27 protein-coding genes and 1 pseudogene are annotated in these 25844 nt (G+C 38.9%); 6 read left to right on the forward strand and 22 right to left on the reverse strand.

Features of this window, described 5'->3' with window-relative positions:
* The first annotated feature begins 582 nt into the window (after positions 1-582).
* A complete protein-coding gene (locus GN217_RS02690) occupies positions 583-825 on the forward strand; it encodes an alpha/beta-type small acid-soluble spore protein (protein WP_255454340.1) in 243 nt (80 codons plus the stop codon).
* A gap of 51 nt (positions 826-876) precedes the next feature.
* Here the strand turns inward: GN217_RS02690 and GN217_RS02695 are convergent, their stop codons facing one another.
* Positions 877-1068 carry a gamma-type small acid-soluble spore protein gene (locus tag GN217_RS02695; RefSeq protein ID WP_156855036.1) on the reverse strand — a complete coding sequence of 64 codons (192 nt, stop codon included), beginning with the start codon at positions 1066-1068 and terminating at the stop codon, positions 877-879.
* Positions 1069-1503: 435 nt separating this feature from the next.
* On the opposite strand from GN217_RS02695, the gene GN217_RS02700 reads away from it, so the two are divergent.
* From GN217_RS02700 to GN217_RS02715, 4 genes are all read left to right on the forward strand, one after another.
* Positions 1504-2442, forward strand: coding sequence for an agmatinase family protein (locus GN217_RS02700; protein ID WP_156855038.1), 939 nt, complete (start codon positions 1504-1506; stop codon positions 2440-2442).
* A 146-nt stretch (positions 2443-2588) separates the two neighbouring features.
* On the forward strand, positions 2589-3845 hold the full coding sequence (locus GN217_RS02705; protein ID WP_156855040.1) for an Nramp family divalent metal transporter: 1257 nt from the start codon (positions 2589-2591) through the stop codon (positions 3843-3845).
* Positions 3846-3965: 120 nt separating this feature from the next.
* Positions 3966-4421, forward strand: a complete 456-nt coding sequence (locus GN217_RS02710; RefSeq protein WP_156855042.1) for a hypothetical protein — start codon at positions 3966-3968, stop codon at positions 4419-4421.
* Entirely contained in the window at positions 4409-4696 is a 288-nt protein-coding gene (locus tag GN217_RS02715) for a YxcD family protein (protein WP_156855044.1), read from the forward strand. The genes GN217_RS02710 and GN217_RS02715 overlap by 13 nt, the downstream gene beginning before the upstream one ends.
* 520 nt (positions 4697-5216) lie before the next feature.
* On the opposite strand, the gene GN217_RS19160 is transcribed toward GN217_RS02715, so the two are convergent.
* The 5 genes from GN217_RS19160 to GN217_RS02740 form a co-directional block, all read right to left on the reverse strand.
* On the reverse strand, positions 5217-5426 hold the full coding sequence (locus GN217_RS19160) for a dihydroxy-acid dehydratase domain-containing protein (RefSeq protein ID WP_156855244.1): 210 nt from the start codon (positions 5424-5426) through the stop codon (positions 5217-5219).
* An 18-nt stretch (positions 5427-5444) separates the two neighbouring features.
* Positions 5445-6776 (reverse strand): 4-aminobutyrate--2-oxoglutarate transaminase, encoded by a 1332-nt coding sequence (gene gabT, locus GN217_RS02725; protein WP_156855046.1) that lies wholly within the window; start codon positions 6774-6776, stop codon positions 5445-5447.
* A 177-nt stretch (positions 6777-6953) separates the two neighbouring features.
* Positions 6954-7355 (reverse strand): acyl-CoA thioesterase, encoded by a 402-nt coding sequence (locus GN217_RS02730; RefSeq protein WP_198042568.1) that lies wholly within the window; start codon positions 7353-7355, stop codon positions 6954-6956.
* 50 nt (positions 7356-7405) lie between these two features.
* Positions 7406-8764 carry a sodium-dependent transporter gene (locus GN217_RS02735; protein ID WP_156855050.1) on the reverse strand — a complete coding sequence of 453 codons (1359 nt, stop codon included), beginning with the start codon at positions 8762-8764 and terminating at the stop codon, positions 7406-7408.
* Positions 8765-8802: 38 nt separating this feature from the next.
* A complete protein-coding gene (locus GN217_RS02740; RefSeq protein WP_156855052.1) occupies positions 8803-9969 on the reverse strand; it encodes an NAD(P)/FAD-dependent oxidoreductase in 1167 nt (388 codons plus the stop codon).
* A gap of 193 nt (positions 9970-10162) precedes the next feature.
* Here GN217_RS02740 and GN217_RS02745 point away from each other — a divergent pair.
* Positions 10163-11311, forward strand: a pseudogene (locus tag GN217_RS02745) (CdaR family transcriptional regulator); the annotation flags it as partial.
* A 74-nt stretch (positions 11312-11385) separates the two neighbouring features.
* Here GN217_RS02745 and GN217_RS02750 read toward each other — a convergent pair.
* From GN217_RS02750 to GN217_RS02825, 16 genes are all read right to left on the reverse strand, one after another.
* The gene (locus GN217_RS02750) at positions 11386-11943 is read right to left on the reverse strand and encodes a flavodoxin family protein (RefSeq protein ID WP_156855056.1); all 558 of its coding nucleotides are present in this window, start codon (positions 11941-11943) and stop codon (positions 11386-11388) included.
* 118 nt (positions 11944-12061) lie between these two features.
* Complete coding sequence (locus GN217_RS02755; RefSeq protein ID WP_156855245.1) at positions 12062-12652, reverse strand: hypothetical protein; 591 nt, start codon at positions 12650-12652, stop codon at positions 12062-12064.
* 133 nt (positions 12653-12785) lie between these two features.
* A complete protein-coding gene (locus tag GN217_RS02760) occupies positions 12786-14228 on the reverse strand; it encodes a sodium:solute symporter family protein (protein WP_156855058.1) in 1443 nt (480 codons plus the stop codon).
* 15 nt (positions 14229-14243) lie between these two features.
* Positions 14244-14459: a hypothetical protein gene (locus tag GN217_RS02765; RefSeq protein WP_156855060.1), complete on the reverse strand. Its 216-nt coding sequence runs from the start codon at positions 14457-14459 to the stop codon at positions 14244-14246.
* A 61-nt stretch (positions 14460-14520) separates the two neighbouring features.
* Positions 14521-15483 carry an ornithine cyclodeaminase family protein gene (locus tag GN217_RS02770; RefSeq protein ID WP_156855062.1) on the reverse strand — a complete coding sequence of 321 codons (963 nt, stop codon included), beginning with the start codon at positions 15481-15483 and terminating at the stop codon, positions 14521-14523.
* A 401-nt stretch (positions 15484-15884) separates the two neighbouring features.
* The gene (locus GN217_RS02775; protein ID WP_156855064.1) at positions 15885-16055 is read right to left on the reverse strand and encodes a hypothetical protein; all 171 of its coding nucleotides are present in this window, start codon (positions 16053-16055) and stop codon (positions 15885-15887) included.
* A 66-nt stretch (positions 16056-16121) separates the two neighbouring features.
* Positions 16122-16880 (reverse strand): IclR family transcriptional regulator, encoded by a 759-nt coding sequence (locus GN217_RS02780; RefSeq protein WP_156855066.1) that lies wholly within the window; start codon positions 16878-16880, stop codon positions 16122-16124.
* 136 nt (positions 16881-17016) lie between these two features.
* On the reverse strand, positions 17017-17241 hold the full coding sequence (locus GN217_RS02785; RefSeq protein ID WP_156855068.1) for a hypothetical protein: 225 nt from the start codon (positions 17239-17241) through the stop codon (positions 17017-17019).
* Between the two features lie 27 nt (positions 17242-17268).
* Positions 17269-17670, reverse strand: a complete 402-nt coding sequence (locus tag GN217_RS02790; RefSeq protein WP_156855070.1) for a PaaI family thioesterase — start codon at positions 17668-17670, stop codon at positions 17269-17271.
* Between the two features lie 4 nt (positions 17671-17674).
* Positions 17675-18670 (reverse strand): NAD(P)-dependent oxidoreductase, encoded by a 996-nt coding sequence (locus GN217_RS02795; RefSeq protein ID WP_232334310.1) that lies wholly within the window; start codon positions 18668-18670, stop codon positions 17675-17677.
* Positions 18671-18746: 76 nt separating this feature from the next.
* On the reverse strand, positions 18747-19934 hold the full coding sequence (locus GN217_RS02800; protein ID WP_156855072.1) for a thiolase family protein: 1188 nt from the start codon (positions 19932-19934) through the stop codon (positions 18747-18749).
* Positions 19935-19946: 12 nt separating this feature from the next.
* Positions 19947-21098, reverse strand: a complete 1152-nt coding sequence (locus GN217_RS02805) for an acyl-CoA dehydrogenase family protein (RefSeq protein ID WP_156855074.1) — start codon at positions 21096-21098, stop codon at positions 19947-19949.
* Between the two features lie 12 nt (positions 21099-21110).
* A complete protein-coding gene (locus GN217_RS02810) occupies positions 21111-21893 on the reverse strand; it encodes an enoyl-CoA hydratase/isomerase family protein (protein WP_156855076.1) in 783 nt (260 codons plus the stop codon).
* Positions 21894-21903: 10 nt separating this feature from the next.
* On the reverse strand, positions 21904-22749 hold the full coding sequence (locus tag GN217_RS02815) for a 3-hydroxyacyl-CoA dehydrogenase (RefSeq protein WP_156855078.1): 846 nt from the start codon (positions 22747-22749) through the stop codon (positions 21904-21906).
* Positions 22750-22820: 71 nt separating this feature from the next.
* Positions 22821-24770 (reverse strand): TRAP transporter permease, encoded by a 1950-nt coding sequence (locus GN217_RS02820; protein WP_156855080.1) that lies wholly within the window; start codon positions 24768-24770, stop codon positions 22821-22823.
* A 44-nt stretch (positions 24771-24814) separates the two neighbouring features.
* The gene (locus GN217_RS02825) at positions 24815-25816 is read right to left on the reverse strand and encodes a TAXI family TRAP transporter solute-binding subunit (RefSeq protein ID WP_370459700.1); all 1002 of its coding nucleotides are present in this window, start codon (positions 25814-25816) and stop codon (positions 24815-24817) included.
* Between the last annotated feature and the right edge of the window lie 28 nt (positions 25817-25844).

Raw genomic sequence — 25844 nt, forward strand, 5'->3', positions numbered from 1 at the left:
AATTCATGGTGAGTCCTCTCCTTGGTATGTTTTAATTTAGGGGTCAATGCGCATTGACACCCAGTACTATACCAGAGAGGCTCTTTTTTGTTCAAACCTCAAATTTCTTCATTACAGGAATGCTCCTATGATCAGAGTTTGATAGATAATGGTCTTTTCTAGATGTATCGGTTCTCTCTGAACCAATCATTTTACCGAAATGATATACTTATTTGGAATCGATGTCAAAGTAAACTCAAGAAGGAAGCTGTGAAAGTTCATCCAATCGTTTAGCCAGTCTTTCACCACTTATACCAGAATGATTTAATTTTTAATATAATCTTCACACAACTTCAAGTAAAGTTTACCTATATTACTTTGCATCATAATCTCCTTTCCATGTGAATTCCACTCTACCGTATTTCGTGCTTTTTAAATTTAAAAAAACAGCATAAATGCCCCCGACAAGCAATTATCCCCTTAAAGAAACATCACTATATTATCCATATTAGCCACTTTAGATTTTGATAACAAATAATTGAAAACCTTTAACAGGATAAACCAAAATTTTTCGGAAATTCTATTCCTAAGGAGGTGTTTTACGTGGCAAAGAAAAATCTCAGTCAGTTTAAAGGACGTGTAATGAAGGAAGCTGGATATGACGTAGATCTTAATAATCCAGAATCGATAAAATACGAAGTTGCTGAAGAACAAGGCGTACCTTTACAAAAAGGAAATAACGGACATCTTACCTCTGAGCAAGCAGGAAAAGTTGGCGGACCAATCGGTGGCAATATGGTTAAAGAAATGGTTAAAATAGCAAAAGAGCAGATTGCAAACAAATAATTAAGACTCTCCTGCTGGTTTTAACACATGAACCAGCAGGATTAGCTTTTTTTATTGTCCTTGTTGATTCTTTTTCCGAACTTGTTCAGCGTTTGTATTGCTATAAATTTCAGTTCCATGGCCACCAGTAGTCCTTGCAATATACTCTTTTGCTTCGTTATATGACATACCAGAATTTTCATTTGCCCGTTTTACTTCTTCAATATTGGTACCGGATGCTGTATATTTTGTATTATTTTCCATAAAGTCACCTCGCTTTTTTCGGTGAACTTAGTTTTTGCGGAGATGTTTTATTTATAAAGGAAACATTTACCTATAACCATTGACTGAGAATGGGTATAAATCGATTTTAGTATTATCTAAAAAAGCCGCATGAATTGGTTGTTATCCCATTTCATGCGGTTTATCATTTTTTAAATGAAGACCTCTTCAAAAACCTCACCATTCAACGGACGAATTCCCTCATATTTCCCTTTCTCAATCATATAAATATTCATATTCCAAGCCAAATGGTGGGGATATGAGCCTTTCCGAGTTTCATCTCCTTAATGGAAGGGAAACCAGATATTTAACAAGCAATACTTATTAATGAAACAGCCAACCAAACAAGTATGATGCAGGTGAATCGTTACACGTGAATCAGCCTGCTCCATTATTCAAAAAAGGAAGGGATACACGTTGAATAATTATCTTTACGGAAACACACCAACTTTTCTCGGGGCAAAGAATCTTTCTTCTTCTCTCGATTCATTAGGAGACATTGACGCTATCGTATACGGAGTTCCATGGGAAGGTGCAGTTACATGGGGCGATTACACAGGATGTGAACTTGGACCGAAAGTAATACGGCTGACATCTGCAAGGTACAGTGGCTACTTGCCGGAGCTCGACCATATTGACGTATTCGAACATATCGAGCTTGGGGATGTTGGTGATGTAGATGTTGTTCCCGCTGATGTGGAAGAAACGATGCAACGAATTACAAATTTCTCGGGTAAGCTTTGGGAGAGCGGGAAATTTCTAATCGGTCTCGGCGGAGATCATGGCATCACTTACCCCATCTTAAGGGCACTTACAGAACAAGGAAAGAAAGTCGGCATCATTCATCTGGATGCGCACTTCGACAACCTTCCTTCCCATCAAGGTGACCAGTATGCGCGTTGCAGTCCTTTTGCCCGTTTATATGAACAGGAAGGTGTACGCAATGAAAGTATTATTCACACAGGTATTCATGGACCGAGAAATCAGCCTGAAGCAGGTCGGAATGCCCGCGATGCAGGTGCTGTTACGGTAACAATCAACGATATCCGAAAGCATCATGATTTATCGGAGCTTGCCCGTGAACTTCATGCCCAAGCGAAGGAAGATGTGGACTGTGTGTACTTGAGCATTTGCAGTGATGTTTTAGATTTTGCTTTTAATCCCGGCGGTCCTGTTGATGGAAATGGACTTACTTCTTTTGAACTTGTAACACTCGTCCACGAAATCTGCAAGCAAGGCGTCATTGGCATGGACTTTGTGGAAGTATATCCGCAGCAGGACGCAAATCAAAATTCTGCCCACTTTGTTTCTACAGTTATTTTATATGCGCTCGCGGGTTTGATTAATAGCAAATAGTGATATTGGCAGTTCAGCACAAGTATAAACAAGGATACTTGTGCTGTTTTTAAATATAGACGCCCCAGTGAGAAGAGCTAAATAATATTTGCTGGGGTCGAAAAGTAACAGAACCGAAGATGAAATGAAGGTGGAGGAGAAAAAATATGGCAATACCTAATAGAATAAGTAACTCTGATTCAGGGAAAAGAACATGGAAAGATAGATTGAATATCATTGGGCCAGGGGCAATTGTCACTGCTTCCTTTATTGGTCCTGGCACCGTAACAACTGCGACACGAGCAGGAGCATCATTTGGCTTCGCATTGTTGTGGGCGATCGTTTTTTCCATTATCGCAACAATTGTGCTTCAGGAAATGACAGGAAGGCTCGGAATCATTACGCGGAAAGAGCTTGGGGATGCGGTCCGCGAACAATTCATAAATCCAATATTGAAATACGGCTCCATGTGGCTTGTGATTATTGCTATCAGTGTTGGCTGTGCCGCTTATATGGCGGGTGATCTGCTCGGCACATCACTAGGCATTTCCACTATTACCGGAATACCAACGAATGTACTTGGACCAATTGTAGGAGTCATTATTTTATTTCTCGGCCTTTCCGGCAGTTATAAACTGATAGAAAAATTGATGATTTTCCTCATCGTCATTATGTCTATTACATTTATTACGACCATGTTTATGACACAGCCGGCTATTGGAGAATTATTCAATGGAACTTTTATCCCAAACATCCCTCCCGGTTCCATCATTATGATTATCGCATTAATCGGTACAACCGTCGTCCCTTACAACCTTTTTCTTCATGCTTCAAATGTGCAGGAACGCTGGAACAAGCCGTCTGATTTAAAAGATTCGCGATGGGACACGATCATATCCATTTGTGTGGGAGGATTGATTACTGCAGCGGTACTGATTACAGCTGGTGCGACGATCAAAGGTATGGAAATACAAAGTGGCGCTGACTTGTCACTTCAGCTCGAACCAATCATGGGAGAGTGGGCACTGATTTTCATCAGTATCGGTTTATTTGCAGCTGGCTTATCTTCTGCGCTTGCCGCTCCACTTGGTGCAGCGATGACAGTAAGCAGTGTCTTAAAATGGGGCAACAATATGAAAGACAAACGCTTTAAAATCGTGTTTGTCATCATTATATCAATTGGGATCATCTGCTCGGCCCTTGAACTTAATCCTCTGAGCGTTCTGCTATTCGCACAAGCCTTGAATGGTATCCTGCTCCCTGTGATTGCAATTACTCTCCTTGTTATCATGAATAACAAAAAGCGTCTCGGCAACTATACAAACTCTTTAAAGGCTAATATTATCGGCGGAATAGTAGCACTGATTTGTACCGGACTTGGTACCTACAGTTTGGTTGATGCTATCCTAACTTTTCTTAATTAATGGAACGGATTTCGTTCTTTTATATAAAGCCATTTCCTTCCTCCAAACAGACAAAAGGAAAAAGCTATATTATAATGGGAGGATGACTATACAAAGATATCATCAGGGGGAAAAAGATTAATGAAGAAAATTATCGTAGCATTATGTGCCATCGCACTAGTATTTTCACCAATTGGAGATGTTGTTTTCCAAGATCAGGACACAACGGTGGAGGCGAAACGTTATAAATCCGGGAAAAAGTCATTTAACCCAGGAAATAGCGGCATCAACTCTAACAACAATAATTCCTTCTTCCAAAATAATAAAAAAGATTCTAAAGTGAACAAATCCACGACAAAACAAAATACGAACAATAAAGGCGGCATGATGTCAGGTGGTCTAATGAAGGGCCTCATGCTCGGTGGGCTTGCTGGATTATTATTCGGTGGGCTGCTTGGTAACATGGGTATCTTAGGATCTATGCTAGGCTTGTTAATCAACGGTCTCGCAATTATTTTCTTGATCTCAGTGGCAGTAAAAATTTATCACTTTTTCAAAAGGAAAAGAAAAGAGGAAGCTAATGTATGGAGAAATTAGTCCTTCCTGAACAAGATATTATTAACGCAATTTGCGTTTATGTTTCTCGGAAAAAACACATAAAACCAGAAGAAGTCGAGGTGGAATTAATGTATGACGATGATACTGGCTTTTCTGCAGAATCATTCTGGAATGGCAGGAAACAAGTACTCGTAATGTCAAACATTATCGAAGCACTACGGTTATGGCTAGATGAATTCCTTAATGAGGATCCTTTCGCAGGGATTAAACTGGAATTAGATGATGAGGCGGGGATTATTGCATTCGTTGGGTAAGCTGTAAAATTGGAAGACACCCCCTCACCACCCACCGGAAGTCACCAAATGGAATCCAACAAACGTCGCGTTACTTGCCGTATGAAAAAGCGAGGCATGCATTGGTATCCAGGTGATTCAATCGGTGTATACAAACCTCATTCATCCGCGATTGGGAAGCTAGCCAAAAGTTTTAGATAACCATCCTCGCATTTTAAGTTACGTTCTTGATATTAGAACGTAACTTTAAAATGACCGGGAACCAAGCGAAGACATTCGCGCGGTAGCTGAAAAAGCGTACAAAAATAGAATGTCTGAAACACTAGGGTGAAAAGGGTACTGAGAAAGGCTTGGCACAAACTCATTCGATTAATATTTGATACTGAGTTTATTGTTTATGCAACACTAATGGCTTTATACATGTTAACCTCACAATTTACTTTATCCAGTCTTTATTCCGGAATTTCATGTTACAATTCAAATATATGATTAATTGATCTCTGGTTCTCTCGTCGGGGCGCCAAATCCTGTTTCTAAATAATCAAAGTCGCACCCCTTTTTTAATAAGCTTCTTCGGTATAGGGAGCATTCCCCACTCCGGCATTCCAGGTCCGCCCTTTGGTCCAGCATTTTGTAAAACAATAATATGATCTTCCGTTACATCAACGATAGGATCATATGTTGATTTTTGTTGATTTTCGACTTTATTTTGGGAAGTTAAAAATAAACGACAAGTAAGACTCTCTGGGATAAATTATTGAATCATAACCTATTCTATATGTGTTAATGTTTCTTCATTTTCTATTTGTTTAATCACATTAACTATTACATCTAATGCTTCATTCAATTGTTTATCATTAATGATTAATGGTGGAAGTAAACGGATTATATTACCACGAGATCCTGCGGTAATTACAATCACCCCGTTTTCGTGACATTTTCGAACGACATTCTTCACTAACTCCGGGTAGGGTTCTTTTGTCTCCAAATCTTTTACAAACTCTATACCAATCATCGCCCCTAGTCCCCGAACTTCACCAACAAATTTTGATGGGAATGTTAGTTTAGAACGAATTTTATTTCCTATTTCTTGAGCTCTATCCATCAAATTGTTATTCTCAATATCCTCAATTACTTTAAGTCCAGCAACACAACCTAAAGGGGTCCCACCCAATGTTGTACCTAACTCCTTTTTCTCCGGAGCATCCATTATCTCCGCATTACCTGTCACCGCAGATAAAGGTATTCCAGCACCAATCGATTTTCCCATTACTGTAATATCTGCAGCTACTCCAAAATGCTCCATTGCAAAGAACTTACCTGTACGTGCAAATCCGGTCTGCACTTCATCAGCTATAAATACGATTCCATGTTGCGTACACAATTTTCGTATGCCTTCAAAAAACTCTCTATTAGGGACAACAATCCCCCCATCCCCTTGGACTGGTTCTATTACAATAGCTGCAATTTCCGATGGATCCACTGTCATTTGAAACAGATTGTCAATAGCATCTAATAATTCTATTGTCGTCCGAGTATCCCGGTAAGGATATGGGTAAGGTAAATGATATACTTCCGTCGCCATTGTACCAAATCCTTTTTTAAAACCCTTTACCTTACTTGTCATGGACATGGTCATAAAGGTTCTTCCATGAAATCCTCTTTCAAATGAAATGACCCCTGAACGTTTTGTATATCTCCGCGCAATTTTTATAGCATTTTCATTCGCTTCTGCACCACTATTAAATAAAACGGTTTTTTTTGAGAAATTACCGGGAACTAAGTGATTAAGTTTTTCTGCAAGCTGAATATAGGAATCATACAAAACGACGGGAAATACCGGATTTATATAATGATCCAATTGTCTCTTTAGTGCATCCACTACTGCTTTAGGGGTGTGTCCGGCATTTAAACTTCCAATACCTCCCGCAAGATCAATTAAACAGTTCCCATCTATATCCATTACCATAGCTCCATCAGCTTCAGCAATTCCTATGGATAAATTTGTTGCTAAACCTCTCGCAACAGAATCTTCACGCTTCTTTAATAATTCTTTTGACCTTGGTCCTGGAATTTCTGTTTTTAATTCTATATAACCCATTACTATCCCCCCACATGTTATTTACTCTTATTTAATAAAGCTTTTTATTAGAACTTTCAACCTGATACGCAATTTGATATCAATATTTTCCCGCAAATGGTATCACGTAGATACGTTTTACTTGTAATAGTGTTTTTTGATGTGGACTATAGCTATTATCTATTTAGGTTATGTTTTCTATTGCCTAAAATTCCGTGCAATCTCTTCAATCACTGGTCTGCTTTTCCTTGTAGTGAAATCGATCATCACTTTCGTAATTGTCGCTTCACAGACCACTTCTTCATTTTGATTCATTATTTTTTGTTCAAATACAAAACTCGTATTCCCAAGCTCCTTCGGTATCGTAATCACTTGAAGCTGATCGTGAATTACCGCTTCCTTTTTATACATAATGTCAATCCTCAAAACGACCGTCCCAAGGTTATTTCTATGAAAATCATCATAAGAATAACCAGCGTACTTTATGTACCATGCTTCTCTTCCGCTCTCCAGATAATTAAGGTATACACTATTATTTACATGGTTGAGTCCATCAATATCCTTTTCACTTACAATAATTTGTTTTTCTCCAATATTCAAAATATCTCTCTCCCCAGCAATCCATTTTTTATATTTAAAACTTTAGTTCTTTATAGAATACCAGTTATGAAAATTACAGCGATTACCACCGGAATAACAAAAGCAAAGATTGGTTTAACAGCATAAGGAATTTTCACTCCTGTTGTTCCAATATTGATTTCATCGATGAAGTTCTCCGTTTTCCACTTAAATACAACATACAAAGAAAGCAAAAGTGCACCAACGACAAGCATTATATTGCCAGAGAAGTAATCAATAAATGTGAATATATCCATACCGAAAATCTGAATGTTTGACCATGGTCCCTGTGATAAAATAGACGGAATTGCCAACACCAAACTAGCAATACTCACAAGCCAAACACTTGTTTTACGATTCAGATTAAATAATTCGGATGCATTAGCTGCTAATGTTTCCACAAAACCAACCCCCGTTGTAAGTGCGGCTACTATAACCAGGAAGAAGAATAAAAGACCAAAAATTGTTCCACCAGGCATTTGATCAAATATAGTCGGCAATGTCAGGAAAATCAAACCTGGTCCTGAATTTGGGGCAACATTAAAAGCAAATATTGCCGGAAATATGACCATTCCTGAGATAAAAGCAACAAATGTGTCAAGCGAAATTACCCACACTCCGTCTACAACTAGATTGGACTTCTCTCTCTTCAGATAACTTCCATAAGTGAAGGCAGCAGCCATCCCAATACCAATGGAGAAGAAAGCCTGCCCCAAAGCCTGCAGTACAGAATCTCCACTAATTTGTGAAAAGTCTGGTTTCAAATACCATACAACCCCCTCCCATGAACCCTCTAAAGAAAGTGAAAATACACTTAGAGCTAGTAACATGATGATGAGTAAAGGCATTAATAGTCGCACAAATTTTTCTGTGCCATCTTTCAATCCTTTCACTACTACAAACGCAAGAATCAACATTGGGATAATTGCGTATCCAGTAACAAGCCATGGGTTTGCGACAAACTTATCATAAATATCGGCTGCCTGATCAAATGTAACCCCTTGAAATGTACCAAGACCTACCTTTACAAAATAAGCAAATAGCCAGCCCATGATCATCAGATAGTACGAAAAGATAAGTAACGACGTAAACACGCCAAGCCATCCTATCGATACCCAAGTACTGCCCTTTTTAGTTAGTTTACGCAAACCGGTAATAGCACCAGACTGTGCTTTTCTACCAAGACCTGCTTCAACATAAAATAAGGGAATCCCAATGACAATAATAATAGCAATATAGATTAATAGAAAAGCTCCACCACCGTTTTCACCTACTAAATAGGGAAATCGCCATATGTTCCCTAAACCAATGGCAAATCCTGCAGCGGCCATGATAAACCCAAATCTTGATCCCCATGTTTCTCTTTTTTTATCCGTTGTAGGATCACTCATGAAATTCCCCTCCCTATTATTTTTCGTATACTTAGTAACTAAACGATTGCGCCTTCAATTATCAATTCATTCTCCGCAAAACGTTCAAATCGAAGTGGACTGAGATCTAATGTTTCATATTTTCCTGTTCGAATCAGCTCAGACAAACCTTTCCCTACAGCTGGCGCTTGCTGCATGCCATGACCACTAAACCCAGCTGCCATAAAATATCCTTTCATTTTCGGGTGACCTCCGATAATCGCATTTTGATCTTCTGTATTATGACTGTACATACCCGCCCATCCAGCGGTTATTTTTGCTCTTTCAAAATTGGATATCCGCGTAGCCAATACCGGCCATAGCTGCTCTTCGAAAAAAGAACGATTCCACCTGAAATCAATGCCCGGCTTCACCTTCTCACCAAATCCTGAAATTATCGATGATCCTTCATGCCTGAAATAAACACCGGTCGGGTCTACCGTTAACGGCAATTTGTTTTTCAACGGTTCAGCAATATCAAATTGAATGATTTGTCTCTTGAGCGGAACTACCGGAATTGGCAGTCCTATCTTTTTACTTAGCTCAGGTGCCCATGGACCTGCTGAATTTATTACCGTATGGGCCTCATATCTCTCTCCATTTTTACATTGCACACCAGTTACTTTTCCGCTCTCCGTCGTAACAACATCGACCTCTTCATACACATAATTTGCTCCCAGCTCTTTTGCTTTTCGAGCATAACCCTGCATGACAGAATACGGATCTAAGTATCCATCTTCCCCGCAATAAAGTCCTCCCTGCAAATCTTCATTATTTAATTCTGGGATGATTGATAACAATTCTTCTTGTTCAAGAAACTCTGAAGGTACCCCGAAACTTCGCTGCAGCTCCATCTGCCTTTTTAACTGACTGATGTTTTCATTTTTAGCGAGAAAAAGGTAACCCGGATTTTTAAAATCAATTTCCGCTTTTTCGCCTCCTATCGCCATATCTTCCGCGAATGTCATATATTTTTTTAAGCTATACCTGCTAATTTGTATATTAATTCCTGTTGTAAATAGCTGTCTGATCCCTCCGGCACTTCTTGGAGTCGAAGAAAACTCGTATACTTTATCTTTTTCAAATACGGTAATTTCACCTGTAAATCCGTCATTCAATAAATTATAAGCAATACTGGAACCAATGACACCACCACCAACAATTATAATATCTGTTTTCTTTGACATATAAACCACCTCTCAGTAAGAATAATATCCATTGTTTATTTACAATTTTCATTAGTTATACCTTATTTTTTTCTCTTATACTATGGACAATCCGCCTAAATATTTAAGCTTTCTAAATATTTAACCTTATCTATTTATCTTTATTATGATATGATATAAATACAAAAACAGAAGATTGAAAGGGTGGTGTGTAGTGGACCTCTTAGTACAATTTGCACAAAAAGTGGTGGAAGCGGTTTCAAAAATTTCACCATTTGCTATCAGCCTGAGCGATCACAATGGTTATATTATTGGTTCTACGGACTCCAGCAGGGTTGGCACCTACCACTTGCCTTCAAAAGAAGTAATTGAAAAGAACGATCACATTATATTTGATAAAGTACAAATAAAAAATATGGTTAATGTGTATGAGGGCATCGCATTTCCGCTTCAATTTGATCACAAAACAGTTGGAGTCTTGGGAATAATTGGGCCGCCCGCTCAAGTCAAACCTTATGGATTATTAATTAAAAATTATGTTGAAATAATGTGGCAGGAAACTTTTCATCGGCAAATAACGGATATGAAGGCAAAAACCAGGGAAACATTTGCACAATATATATTGTTAAATGAAGTAGTCCAAACAGAAAGGGTCAAACAATACTGTGGGGTGCTTGGCATTCCTTATGGAAAAAAGAGCTTTTGTATTGTCATTGATATTGGCAATTCCTTACTGCACAGCGCTAAAAAACATATTTCCATCGACCAGCTGAAAGATAACCTGTTAAGATGCACTCAGGAAGCCTATATATGCACTAATTGTGGGTTAGCTACATTTTTAAATAGCGAAAAAATAGTTGTTGTGAGGCAAGTGGGGAGTGAGGGGGAATACAGGGAGCTCCTGCAGCAATTTGAGAAACAAAGCAGGGAATTAATCAGATTATATAGGATATATTCAATTAAAGACCCTTCAATTGCAGCTGGTAGTCTTTCACCTGCTATTGAACAAGTAAGTGAGTCTTACCATGAGGCAGTGAAACTAATACAGTTCGCCAAAGAACGTAGCCTCGAATCAAACATACATACCATATTTGATTGGGAAATCATTTTAGAACAATTACCACTAGAAACATCTAAAGAATATCGTAACAAAATTCAATTTCGGATCCATACTCTTATGGAACATGATCGATTTAAGGAAATGGCGGATCTCTTTATAGCATACTGCGAAAACAATATGAATATTAGCCAAACAGCAAAAGTACTGTTCATTCACAGAAATACGCTTATTTACAGATTAAAGAAAATAGAGGAAATGACTGGGCTCAACACGAGTAATTTTCAGGACTGCATACTTCTCTACTTGGCGTTAAAAAAATAAAGCAGCAGGTCGTTTACACAGCTTCCATATATATGTGTATCGTTCCTGCCGCTTTTTTATTTATGTGAGAATAGTTGTTTAACCTCTGCATTCATTTTACTTGCATTTTCCATGGCAACTTTATCTTCCAATACTTCTCCAGGCTTATTTCCATCACCAATAATCCAACCTTCCAGCCTGGTACCCATGAAATCAAAAATATATGCAAATTGCTGCACTAATGGCTTTCCTTTTTCATAAGGCGAATCGCCACCCGCAATAACTACATAATGTTTCATCTCCTTCATTCTCTCCGTAAAGTTGCGTTCCGGAATACGCATGCTTTCTGTAGATCTGTCAATAAAGTTCTTCATCAGACCAGACATCCCATACCAATACAGAGGTGTAACATAGATGACAACATCATGATCAAGCATTTCAGAAACCAACTCATTATAGTCATCATTCACCCGTTCTAAAAACCCTTCCGGCTCATGTCTCTTATCGTCAATTGGTGTAATATTATAATCAGTGAGATAACGCTTGGTATGCTTGATATTATAGAGCACCTTATCAGCAAGCAAATCAGAGTTACCATTTTTTCGAGAACTGCCATATAGAGCAAATACTTTCATTATCATTCCTCCTTGCTTGATTTTATCCTGTTAGTTCCAGAGTAAATGACAATCGATATTAAATACAAAGTCACAATTTCTTGTATTCAATATCCATATAGGCCTTTTCACACAGTAATTATTCAAGCAAATCCTTTCTGTTCTTCCACCGTTCGCTCATATATTTCTCCGATTCACCAGAATTCCCATTAATATAGAAGGTTTCATTTATTTGATCACCCTTTATTTTCGCCTTCCATATCGGCAAATAAACAAGGGAAACCTCCTTCACTTCATGGTGCGGTTTTTTTAAAACATAGGAACGATTGATTTGCTTTTGCTGCACGTTTTTTATATATTTATCTAATTCTTCCTCTGGTAGCTGCACTGTTACTAGTGCATCCATCTCCACTTCTTCGTCCTTTATTGGAGGAATTTTTGTAAACAAACCACGGTATCCTGACACGGCATCAATAAAAATAATATTTGGAGTTTTTTTAGGAGGAAATGGCGGGCGTGCTGCAACCACTAAGTTTTTTACGATCCAGAACGGGTGATAGATTAGTTCCTTTTTCACAAGGTGATTACGAATATAATCGGGGCTCCATGTCTTGTTAAATCTTCTCTTCACACCAATACTTTTATAGATTGCTTTATAAAGAATCTTATCGGAAATTGTTTCACTGCCGATACGCTGAATTTTTTTTGTAGATATTTCAGTTGCTTGCATCATTATTTCTCCTTTCTTTTCCTGCAACAAGCTGTAATGAAACGAAAGATGGAAACTTTTAGAAATAAAGCCTGCCCCATACTTTTCACGAAGACAGGCTTTATCCCAATTTAGCTTTCAAAAGCAAAACAATTTAAGATACTATTCTTTCGCCATGATAACGATCTACCTGTTTTTGCGTTTCTTCTGGTGGCGGTGGTGTCATTAAACTTACAACTATTAATAAAATTAACGAAACAGGTGCTGCAATGATCGGCTCGGCCACTACTCCAAACGGCTCCGTAATAACGAGAATAACAAAAGTCAATCCTCCACCAATCATTCCTGCAAGTGCACCAGCTGTATTTGCCCGTTTCCACCAGATACCAAGAACAAGCGGAAAACCAAATGTGGAAAGAAGACCTCCACCAACCCAGCCAACCATAATTGCTATCAGCTGAGGAGGATTGATAGCAATAAGAATTCCTATTAAACTCGCAATGAACATAACAACGAAACCTAACCTTGTAACCTGTTTTTCCGAGGCATCTTTCTTAATATATTCTTTATAAATATCGCGGGCGACACCAGCGGAAATTGCTAGTAGCATTGCATCAGCAGACGACATAATAGCTGCAATCAATCCCGCAAACATGATTCCGGCCAGTATTGGTGTCATATAGTGCTCAATCACTGAAATAAAAATCATATCCTGATTCGTCAGGCTCTCAGCAATCCCTAGAGTAGCTCCTGCAGAAGCAACAATGAATCCAAAGATAAATATGGTCAAATAGAGCAAACAAGCCCACATTGCCGAGCGACGGGCTACTCGAGCATCGCGTGAAGCGAAGTTGCGCATAACCGCGGATGGGGAAACAATACCAAACCAAAGGAAAGCTAAAAACAAACCAAAATAGGACATCCATGGTTGTGTTATATCTCCAAAATGGGGTGTAACCGCCAGAGCATCCTGTAAAAGCGAGCCAAAACCATTATGCTGTATTAAAATAATAATTGACAGAATGAACATACCTACAAGAATAAGTGCTCCCTGGACGAGGTCGGTATAAGTGATTGCCCACATACCTCCAAGGGCAGCGTAAAGCGTGAAGCCGATACCAAGTACAATAACTGCGGTTGTATATTCAACACCAAGTATATATGAACCAATTAATCCGGAAGCGGTTAATTGCGGCACCATGTAAAATGTCATCCCGATAACTACAATCGCTACAGCTAATAGTTGTACCTTATTCCCATATCTTTGTTTAAAAAACTCCGGTAATGTAGCAACACCAGACCTTCTTATTTGCCCAGAAACGAGAAACATTGTAAATGGAAGAATAGCTACCGCACCAAAACCATAGGCAAAAAGGAACGGAACGCCCAGTGAGACTCCTGATCCAACCGCTCCCATTAATGAACTAGAGCTTGCAAGTGCGGCAAATAATGCAAATGCACCGACAAATGTATTTATTTGTCTACCTGCTGTCCAATAATCACTTTCAGATGTATGAGCACGTTTTGTAAAATAAATACCCATTAACGTCATTAAGATTAAATAGATCACCAATATAATTGTTTCAGTTAATTGCATTGTCGTCCCCCCTATCTATTCATTTTCATTTTCTTTTTGTACCCTTTCTATCCATAACACATAAATGATAGCTAATAAAAACCAGATGAGATAAGTGGAAAACATTAACCAACCAGCTAAAGAAATACCCAATAGATAAATGTCCGTTGGCCACCATATCAGTACGATTGCGACCACTGCTACTAGTACATACAATAAAATAATTCCAGGGTCTTTCAGCTTTGAATTCATTTCACTTTCCCCCTTGCATTTTTTTAGTATCCAAATGTTAAATGGAACTGAATCTTATCTGTCAATCCAGTTTCATACCAACCCCTTTTTCCAGCGCCTTTTGATACACCAACTTTCCGACAACCACATCAAATAACGCCATACCTGTTGATTTAAAGACAACACTCCTTCCTGCTTCCTTATTAACTTTCTTTGAACCCGCTATAAAGGATGCCATATTTTCTAGTTTCTCTTCGTTAATCCAGCCTTGTTCCAACGGATGAATAATATCACCAGATTCCTCTATGGCATGATCTGTATCCAAATATATTTTATCCGCTAATTCATAGAGAGACTCTGGAAATTCACGCATGGTCGGCTGAAATGAACCAACGCCTATGACGACTTTATCTTTTAGAAGTTCTTTATCATCAGGTAAAACTGGATTATCCGAAGTGGTCGCCGTAATAATTACTTCTGCATTTCGTACAGCTGCTTCCCGGGAATCTGCTGCGTGCAACCGAATGTCCTCCCCAAGCCAGCTTCGTAACTCCTCTTGAAATGCTGGAATCTTTTCAGGACTTCTATTGTATAAATATATATCTTTAAATTCTCTTTCAATACAGGCTGCAATTGTTTGATACAAACCTTGTACTCCTGTTCCGATAACAGCTAGTTTAGAAACACCTTCATCTGTCAAATTTCTAACTGCTGATCCTCCTATTGCGCCTGTCCGCAATCCTGTCAGGAAAGAACCATCGATTAGACATTTAATCTGACCTGTTTTACTGTCAATTAAAATAACCAGCCCGTGCAGTGTTGGATGCTCTATATTATTTGGAAATATTGTGACAAGCTTGGTCCCGATTGCACCTTCGATAATACTTGGCATTAACAACAATGTATTGTCATTTTCCTTCACCTGCAGTCTTTCCGGCATCTGAAATTCATTTTTTTCATAAAGCTTGTAGGCTGTGTCTATTGCATTTACTGCATCCTTCATCGTAACCGCATCTCGAATAGCTTGTTCATTTAAATACAACAAAATATAACCTCCCTATATACTTAATCAGTTAGATAACGTTTCATTGGAATTGTTGAACTATTTTAATTTATAACCCATTTCAGATAACATTTCTATAGTCAGTTTGCCTAAAAAAAACGCTTAAATACTTCGTTAATTTTTGTTCTTCAAAGATACAAATTGAAATAACACCATAACAGAAAAAATAAAACGAAATAAATTATTGGTCATTTTGCACACATCGAATTGGAAGCGCTTGCAAAAATAAAGATAGTTAAACAGGTGCCAGACGAATGCCTGCTCCATCAGGAATACGCGCATAACTCCAAAGCTACATATATTTTCGGATATCTGTTTGGAGCTATCGGTATCCTGATGAGAACACCTCAGTTTCAGTTCGTTATTCCCAACGTGTTCCCGGTCTATTCTTCCGTCATGACTAACTTTATTTTTGTTATACCATGTGACTTGATCCCGATTAAATCAGCATCAACAAGACTATCAGCAATCACTTCTGCTTCTTTTGCACGTATCAGATTTTTTTCTGGAACATCTGCGTAAAATTCTTTCAGACGAGATGCAGATACTTTCAATTTTCAGACCAGACTCCTCTCCATAAGAATACAATGGGTTACAGTTTCAAGAGCCTGCTTAAACTATTAGTCTGTATAACCAAGTTCCTCCCATATTTTCCATGCTGTTTTCTCCAGTTTATCCAACAGAAATTCTTCCCTCTCCTTCGTATGGTCTATATCCGGAATACTTATCCCGATTGCTGCAACCATTTTTCCGTCGTAGTTATAAATTGGATAAGACATCCCAACTGTCGCTTCGAAGTTTTCCGAATAACTGATGGAATAGCCACGCTTCCTTATTTTTTCTACTTCTTCTTTTATTTTTTCTTTATCTGTCAGTGTATTTAATGAACGCTTTTTCAGTTCGACCTCGTTTAAATAAACGTCTAATTCTTCATCGGTCATACTTGATAAGAGCAATTTTGGAGCTGAACCAGCATATAAAGGCGCTCTCGCACCAACTTTTACGACGAGGCGCACTGGCTTGGAGCTATTCACTGTTTCTACATAAACTGCTTCATTACCTTCCATGATCGTAACGTGGATAAGCTCATCGATTTCTTCATTTAATTCCTTCATATAACGAAGTGCGATTTTATTATATTCCAGCTGTTCACTTACATGTTTACCATATGTAAGGAACTTCAGAGACATCCGGTAGGTTACATCATGACTTGTTTTTCTGTCTTTTATCAGTAATCCAGCTTCCTCTAATCCGCCAGCTAGCCGAAATACTGTGGTCTTGGGCATATTCGCCCTTTCAGCCAATTCATTAATTGTCATGACCGGCTGTTCTAAAAAACAATCGAGTACTTGAATCGCTCTTACTAAACTTTTGCTCAATATTAACCACCTCAGTTACTTTTTTGATACTAAATAACATGCTTGAAACTATATTATAATTGAGATATATCCCATTGCTATTATAAAGGTAGCCAGAAAATATTTCCCATTCCACCAATCCCTACTCTTATTCCATTTACATGCACGCAGGAGCTGATTCTGTGCTGATTACTCCTTCCCCTTCAAGCGGTAGAAAAATCAGCGGAGTAAGTAAAATAGTAGACAAGATGGCAAGATTTTGCGTAAGACCTTCCAATAAATCGAGCCCACTGTTTCCGTAAAAGTAATGAATAAGTATACCTGCTGAAAATAATATAACGAAACATTGATCAACCAGCTCTTCCTGCATGATCTTTGTCATTCTGAGTTTAATTCAAATTCACTTGGCTTATTTAGCAAATTTCACAACGCGGAACGTTCCTGTTGAATGGGCAAGTCTATCGCCTTCTTCATCATATAATCCGGCCTCGACCAGCACGGTGGAACGATTCTGATGAATCACATTCCCCGTCGCATAAATTGTTCCTTCTTTGACGCCCTTTAAAAAATGAACATCCATTTCCAGTGTCGTTACTTCATCAAATCCAAGAGAACGAGCTGAGAACCCCATCGAAGTATCAAGGATTGAAGCATAAATTCCACCATGTACGGAATTTTTTACATTAAAAAATGAAGGAATAACAGGAAGCTTCAGTGTCACACTTCCCTTTTCCACCTTTTCCATTTCTAGACCAATAAACTGCCAAAAATTACTTCCTTCAAAATCCTGTAATATTTTTTCAGTATCCATTTTTTCACTCTCCTGCAGACAGCTCATCCCAATTGACGATTGTCGGTAATTGTTCCCCTTCAACTGCTTTAATCAGATTGGAGGCTATCGTTGTACTTGTTTGTTTCGCTGCTTCCAGACTGATGCCACCAATATGAGGTGTTTTGATGATCTCTTCCACACCAAGAAATGGATGATCTGCCGGAGCCGGTTCGACTCGGAACACATCTACACCCGCAGCACGGATTTGTTTATTTTTAATTGCAGCTACCAGATCACCTTCATTAATCACACCACCACGTGCCGTATTGATCAGCACCGCATCTGACTTCATCATGTCAAAATATGTTTTATCGATACTGCCATCTGTATTTTCATTTAATGGGATATGCAAACTAATTACATCGCTATTCTTAAATACTTCTCCCATATCTTTTGTAAGTTCAACCCCGATTGCATCTGCTATTTTCTGCCTTTCTTCCGGAATTCTTCTCACATATGCTGTTACATTCATTTCAAATCCATGCTTCATAATCTTGGCTACTCTCTGTGAAATAGAGCCAAATCCGACAAGCCCAAGGGTCTTCCCTTTCAGCTCGCTCGTATATTTTCCATCCCGATAGGAGTAGTTTCCTTTTTCCATTTCATCGTTGAACTTTACAATATTTTTCATTACGGCAAGAATCAAGCTTACCGCATGTTCAGCCGTCGAATTGGTGTTGATTTTTGGCGCATGAAGGATGCGGATTCCTTTTTTTGTTGCATAATCAACATCGATATTATCCAGTCCTACTCCTGCTCCGGATATCGCCTTCACATTTTCACATGCATCTAAAATAGCAGGCGTAATCCGGGCTGGTGCCCGAAGAATGATGCCATCGACTTTGTTATTATTTAAGAATGATATAATTTCCTTCTCATCAAAGGTATCAAACTTTGTTACCTTTGCATTTTCATTTAAAACATCTTCCCCGTCTGTATGATACATAGAGAGAATTTGTACAATATGTATGGATTTCACAAAGTTACCTCCTTGATTTATATATATCCTTGTTATAAATCAGATGGTGATTCGTTTGAATCACCATCCGAATGAATTAACCCAGATATTCAATCACTGTGGAAATCCCTTGCCCTCCACCAATACAAAGTGTTACAAGACCGTATCTTTCCCCTCTTCTTTCCATTTCATGAAGAAGCTTTGTCATCAGAATAGCCCCTGTTGCACCGATTGGGTGGCCAAGTGCGATTGCCCCGCCATTTACGTTCACTTTATTGATATCCATTTTCGCTTCTCTGATCACCGCAAGTGATTGTGCCGCGAAAGCCTCATTTAATTCAATTAAACCAAGGTCTTCCATTTTAAGATTTGCTTGTTTTAAAGCTTTATAGGTTGACTCAACTGGTCCAATACCCATAATCTCAGGTGATACACCACTTGTAGCCTGACCAATAATTCTTGCTTTTGGCTTTAGATCATACGCATTCACTTTCTCTTTGTTCATCATGAGAACAACGGAAGCCCCATCATTTCTCCCACTTGCATTCCCTGGAGTTACAGAACCACCTTTTTTAAACACGGCTGGTAATGTAGCAAGTTTTTCCAGTGAAGTCAGGAATGGATGTTCATCTGTATCAAAGATAATTGTTTTTTTACGTTCTTTTACTTCATAAGGAACAATTTCTTTTTCAAAACGTCCCGCTTTAATCGCCTCATCTGTCAATGTTTGACTGCGATGTGCAAATTCATCCTGCTCTTCTCTGGATATCTTGTACTGCTCCGCCAGATTTTCAGCAGTGAGACCCATTGTCAGATTACCATATTTCTCCTGTGGCTGAGAGCATGGCTGGCTCTCTGTGTTCGGATCAAGCAAGACGCCATTTCCAGCACGGTAACCAAAGCGAGCATTCCTTAAATAGTAAGGTGCCGTACTCATGCTTTCCGCCCCACCAGCAATAACGACGTCAGATAATCCAAGTTTTATTTGCATGTCAGCATTATTAATTGCCTGCAGTCCTGAACCACACTGGCGGTGAACGGTATAGCCGCTCACATCAACCGGTAATTCAGCGCGCAATGCAGCAAGACGTGCCAAATTGGAAGTATCTGCACTCTGTTTTGCCTGGCCAAGAATGACTTCATCTACGCTAATGTCTGAACCGTTTCGTTCCATCAATTCACGAATTACTTTTTCAGCTAAATAATCAACAGGTACATCCTTTAATGTCCCGCCCATTTTACCGACAGCTGTCCTTACTGAGCCAACAATATACGATTCATTCATTCCCTAACACTCCTATTTCTTCAATTCGCGTTTTAATTCACCAGCGATGATATTTTTTTGAATTTCAGATGTTCCTTCATAGATTTTCGTAATTCGTGCATCACGGTAATAACGCTCAATCGGATAATCTCTCATATAACCAATTCCCCCGTGAATTTGTACAGCTAAATCAGCTACTTTGTTGTAAACTTCCGAACCATATAATTTTGCAATTGCTGCATCTTTAACAACACGCTGACCTTGATCTGTCATCCAAGCAACTTTATACGTTAGAGCTTCTAATGCAGCGATCTCTTTGCTGATTTCTGCAAGCATATGCTGGATCGCCTGCATTTCAATGATTGGTTTACCGAATTGCTCACGTTCCTGTGCGTAATCCAAGCAATGCTCCAATAGACGTTTACTTGATCCAAGGTTACGCGCTGCAAGACCTGCGCGGCCATTTGCTAAAATTTTTAACGCGTTTACATAGCCGCTTCCTTCTTCTCCAAGTATGTTTTCTGCAGGAACTTCCATATCTTCAAAGAAAAGCTCTGCAGAATGGGAACCACGAAGTCCCATTTTGTCTTCCACAGCACCTACGATAAACCCTGGTGTGTCTTTTTCAACGATAAATGATGTAATCCCTTTTGCGCCTTTTGAAGGATCGGTCACTGCCATGACAGTAAATACATGACCATCTACTGCATTCGTAATATAGTGCTTTGAACCGTTAATGACATATTTATCGCCTTTTTTCTCGGCCGTTGTTTTCATATTAGCTGCATTTGAACCAGCACTAGGCTCTGTAAGCGCGAAGGATCCTATCCATTCACCTGAAGCTAATTTTGGCAGGAATTTTTCTTTTTGTTGCTCATTTCCAAGTTCCACAATACCAACGGAACCGATCCCCGTATGCGCTCCGATCAATGTTGTGTATCCGTTATGTGTTTTACCAAGCTCTTCGTAAATCGCACATTTTCCTACCATATCTAAACCAAGTCCGCCATATTCTTCAGGGATTCCTAAGCTGAATAACCCCATTTCTTTTGACTGTTCAACAATTCTTTCTGGGATTTCATTCTTCTCCTCGATTTCCATAGCAACAGGTTCTACTTCTTCTCTTACAAATTTACGTACATTCTGTCTTAAAAACTCAATATCCTCAGAAAATTTAAAGTCCATCCTAACCTCTCCTTATCGATTTCTAAATTCTGCTTGTCTTTTTTCGAGGAAAGCCAATGTTCCCTCATGCTTATCTTCTGTCCCGAAAGCTACAGCTTGGGACAATTTTTCCATCCATAGCGCAGTATCTGTATCAATGTCATAACCTTTATGTACAGCGCGTTTTGCAAGCATTACTGCAACAGGACCTTTTTTCAACGTCTGTTCAGCTACTTCCTGAATTTTTTCCTGAAGCGCTTCTTCTTCAACGAAATACGATACAAGTCCAATTCGTTCCGCTTCTTCACCATCAATAATCTTTCCGGTTAATATCATATCCAATGCTCTACCTTTTCCAACCATACGTGACAAACGCTGTGTACCGCCGGCTGCCGGAACAATCCCTAAATTCAATTCTGGCAATCCAAATTTAGCATTTTTTGTTGCCAGACGGATATCACATGCCATCGCAAGCTCACAGCCGCCACCCAATGCAAAGCCGCGAACAGCAGCAATGGTGACTTTCGTGCAACTCTCAATTTTGCTATATACGCCTTGCATCCCCGGTACAAGTGCTTCCAGTGGGTCTCTTTCATTTAGCTGACGAATATCGGCTCCTGCTGCAAATGACTTTTCGCCAGCTCCCTGAATGACAATCACTTTTACATCCTTATGTGCTTCAGCTTCCTGTATCGCTGCATCTATTTCATAAAGCATGTTTGCATCTAATGCATTCCGTGCTTCTGGACGATTCAATGTTAGCCAAAAAATTCCGTCTTCCAATTCAACCTTCACACTTTTATATTCAGTCCTCATGTTTTTCCTCCTAACTGTATTCATAAAAGCCGCGACCTGACTTCTTACCTAAACGGCCTGCTTTCACATATTTCACTAAGAGTGGACATGGACGGTATTTCTCACCCAAGGTTTCATATAAGTATTCCATGTTTCTTAATCTCGTATCGAGCCCTACTAAATCTGCAAGCTCTAGAGGACCCATTGGATGATTTAGTCCTAGCTTCATCGCATTATCAATATCCTCCGCTGAAGCTACACCTTCCATTAATAGATTCATTGCTTCATTGCCGATCAAGCAATTCATGCGAGAAGTGACAAATCCCGGAAATTCGTTGACTTCAACGGTAGTTTTATTAATTTTTGCAGCTGTATCATGTACATATTTCATCGTGTCATCCGATGTTTCCAATCCGCGAATAACTTCAATTAGCTTCATTTTATGCACTGGATTGAAGAAGTGCATCGCAACTACTTTATCCGGCCTCGATGTTTGTGCACCAATTTCCGTTGGGCTCATCGTGGATGTATTTGTTGCAAGTACCGTGTCAGGACCGCAGATTTCATCTAATTGCTTGAACACATCAACCTTTACATCCATTCTTTCTAAAACAGCCTCGATTACTAGTTCTGCTCCGTCGGCTGCCATTTTTAAATCAGATTCAAATTTCAAATTATTTTTTGCGGATTGATAGACTTCTTCTTTTAAATAGCCTTTTTTAACACTCCCATCCATTAATGCATAAATATTTTCCTTTGCCTTATTTAAAGCCTGTTCATTTATATCATTGACACATACATCATACCCACTAATGGAAAATGCATAGGCAATTCCTGTTCCCATTACTCCCGAACCGACAACGGTAACTTTTCTCATGTAATCATCCTTTTATATAATCTTCTATAAAACTCAAAATCAAACTGAAGTTTACAGCTATTAACAGACTTTTATATACCTGTTAATAAATCTTTGCGATAAAAACGTTGCAATAGATAGATACCTGCCAGTATGACAATTCCTATTAAGTCTGTCCAAATTCCAGTCATAATCATAATGATTGAACCTATAAACAAGAGAATTCGTTCATACCAGAAAGCGTTTCTTAACACCCAACCTTCAACAGCTGCCGCAACTCCGATAATTCCTATTATTGCAGTAACCGTTGCGAGAATGATATCCCCTGGACTTCCAACTAATAAAAGTTGTTCCCCATATACAAAAATGAAAGGTACTATAAATGCAGCAATACCAAGTTTTAAAGCTGATAGACTAGTCTTCATTGGATCTGAACCAGCAATTCCAGATGCTGCAAATGCTGCAAGTGCAACGGGTGGTGTAATTGCTGAAATAGACGCAAAGTAGAATACAAAGAAATGCGCAGCAAGTGGCGAAACTCCTAGTTCTATTAAAGCTGGAATGGTTAATGGAACTTGTACAATATATGCTGCTACTGTTGGAAGCCCCATCCCTAAAATAATACTTGTAATCGCTGTTAGTACCAATGTAATTAATAGTACTCCACCAGCAAGACTGATAATAAGACTACTAAACTGTAGCCCAATTCCTGTAAATCCAATAACTCCTACAATTAAACCAGCGGCAGCACATGCAATGGCTGTCTCTAATGAAGCTCTTGCTCCAAGATCCAATGCCTTTACAATGGATTTGAGATCCATTTTTGCAATACGGTTAATGATCCCAACTAGTATCGTGGCACCGATAGCAAATAAACCCGCTCTCATTGGAGAACTACCACCAGCTAACATTACAACAATAACGATAAGAGGCAGGAAGAAAATGAAACCTTTCTTAAATACTGACCACATACTTTCTAGATTTTCCTTGTTAAGGCCGTGTAATCCTATTCGCTTTGCTCGTAAATCGACCTGCATAAACACACTAATATAAAACAGTACTGCAGGGATAATTGCTGCAATAGCAATCTCAATATATGGAACTCCCAAATAACTTGCAATAATAAATGCTGATGCACCCATGATTGGTGGTGTTATTTGTCCACCTGTAGAGGCAACTGATTCAACTGCTCCTGCAAAGTGTCCTTTATACCCTGTCTTTTTCATCATAGGAATGGTAAAAGCTCCTGTTGTAACTGTGTTTGCAACTGCACTCCCTGAAATTGTTCCCATGATAGCACTTGCTACAACAGCAACCTTAGCTGGGCCCCCACGATATCTCCCCATCGCTGATACAGATAAGTCGATAAAAAATTGACCTGCACCAGATACTTCCAGAAATTTCCCGAATAAAATAAACAGAAAGATAAAGGTAGCGGATACTCCAAGTGGTGTACTAAATACACCTGTCGTTGTGAAAAATAAATGATCGGTAATCCATTGCAAATCGAATCCACCATGCGCGATTGGCCCAGGTAGTTTATCCCCGAAGATGCCATAAAGTAAAAATAGAGCAATAATGATGACAAGTACATTCCCAATTACTCTTCTTGTAGCTTCAATTAAGATCAATCCACCTACAATAGCAAGTCCGATCTGCAGCCCAGATAGAGGTTCAATATAAGTCATTCTAGCTGCAATATCTGTTGCATTAAATACAAAGTAACTATAAATCAAACCAGATGATAAAATAAGTAACCAGTCATACCATGGAATACTTTTTGAATCGGCGGCTTTAGATGCTGGCTTATAGATAGCAAAGACTAGCATCAATGCGAACCCAAGGTGCGCAGACCTTTGTAGTATCGATTCAAATACACCGAATAATCCAGTGTATAAGTGGAATAAGGACATTGCAATTGCAAGTATTGAAATAATGAGGCCAGCTTTCCCCCCCAGTAATCGAAGCTTTGCTTGTCCATCATCATCATAATCTTCGTGTTTTTCCACATCTAATTGTGTTTGTTGATTCGACTTTTCCATTTATTTTCACCTTCCTTTACTTAGATACGTATCCTAGATACCGATTATTCCATCGCCCCGATTTCTTCATAGTATCTTACTGCACCTGGGTGCATATCGCCTACGTTGTTCTCTACCGAATACTCTGCATTAAAGTCATTAAATGTAGCTGATAGATTTTGCCAGACTTCCTTTTTTTCCACTACTAACTTTGTCAAATTGTATACATCTTCTTCTGACATCGTATCGTCATTTACCAGAAGTACAGTGTAAGGTGCTACCGTCTCAACATCCTCATCCTGATTCGGATAGGTTCTTGCTTCAATCGTATGAGGGATATAACCTGGATTATCCTCATTCAATCCGTCAATCGTCTCTTGTTCTAATGAGATAAGGCGAATACCTACTGTCGTATCTAGCTCTTGCCAAGTAGCAGCTGGTGTATCTAGCACTCCTACCCAAGCATCAAGGTGGTTATCACGCATTAACTCAGATGCATCTTCTGTCCCGATATATTCAATTCCTTTTAAATCATCGTAACTCATACCAACTAAGCCTAATATTTTCTGAAAAGCAATTTCTCCACTATATCCTTTAATTCCTGGACTCACTTTTTTTCCTTTCAAATCCTTAATCGAATAGATATCAGAATCAGCTCGCACTACAATTTGAAGTGGGTTCGGATACAATGTTGCAATCGTACTGAAGTTATCAATCGGTTCATCAAATTCACCCTCCCCATTATTCGCCTCAGAAATTGCTTCACTATTCGTAAAAGCTACATCGAACGTACCATTTCCAAGTCCCATTAGATTCGCAATTGAGCCACCTTCTACAATAGAAACCGTTGAATCTGAAAATATTTCTTTCATTTGATCGCCCATCGCTCCTGCTAGCGTATACCAGAATCCACCTACACTAGCAGCACCGAATCCAATCGAATCCGGAGTTGTAATATTTCCATTTTCCTTCGTGTTATCTGATTTTGCTTCATCCCCATTGTTGTCGCATGCGACTAACGCTAACAAAAGTATTGAAACTATAAATAGGAAAATCTTCTTTCTCAATTTCATCTCCTCCATTTCATTTAGCAAT

Origin of the sequence: Oceanobacillus sp. AG, from assembly GCF_009746545.1 — a bacterium.
Classification (GTDB): Bacteria; Bacillota; Bacilli; order Bacillales; family Amphibacillaceae; genus Oceanobacillus; species Oceanobacillus indicireducens.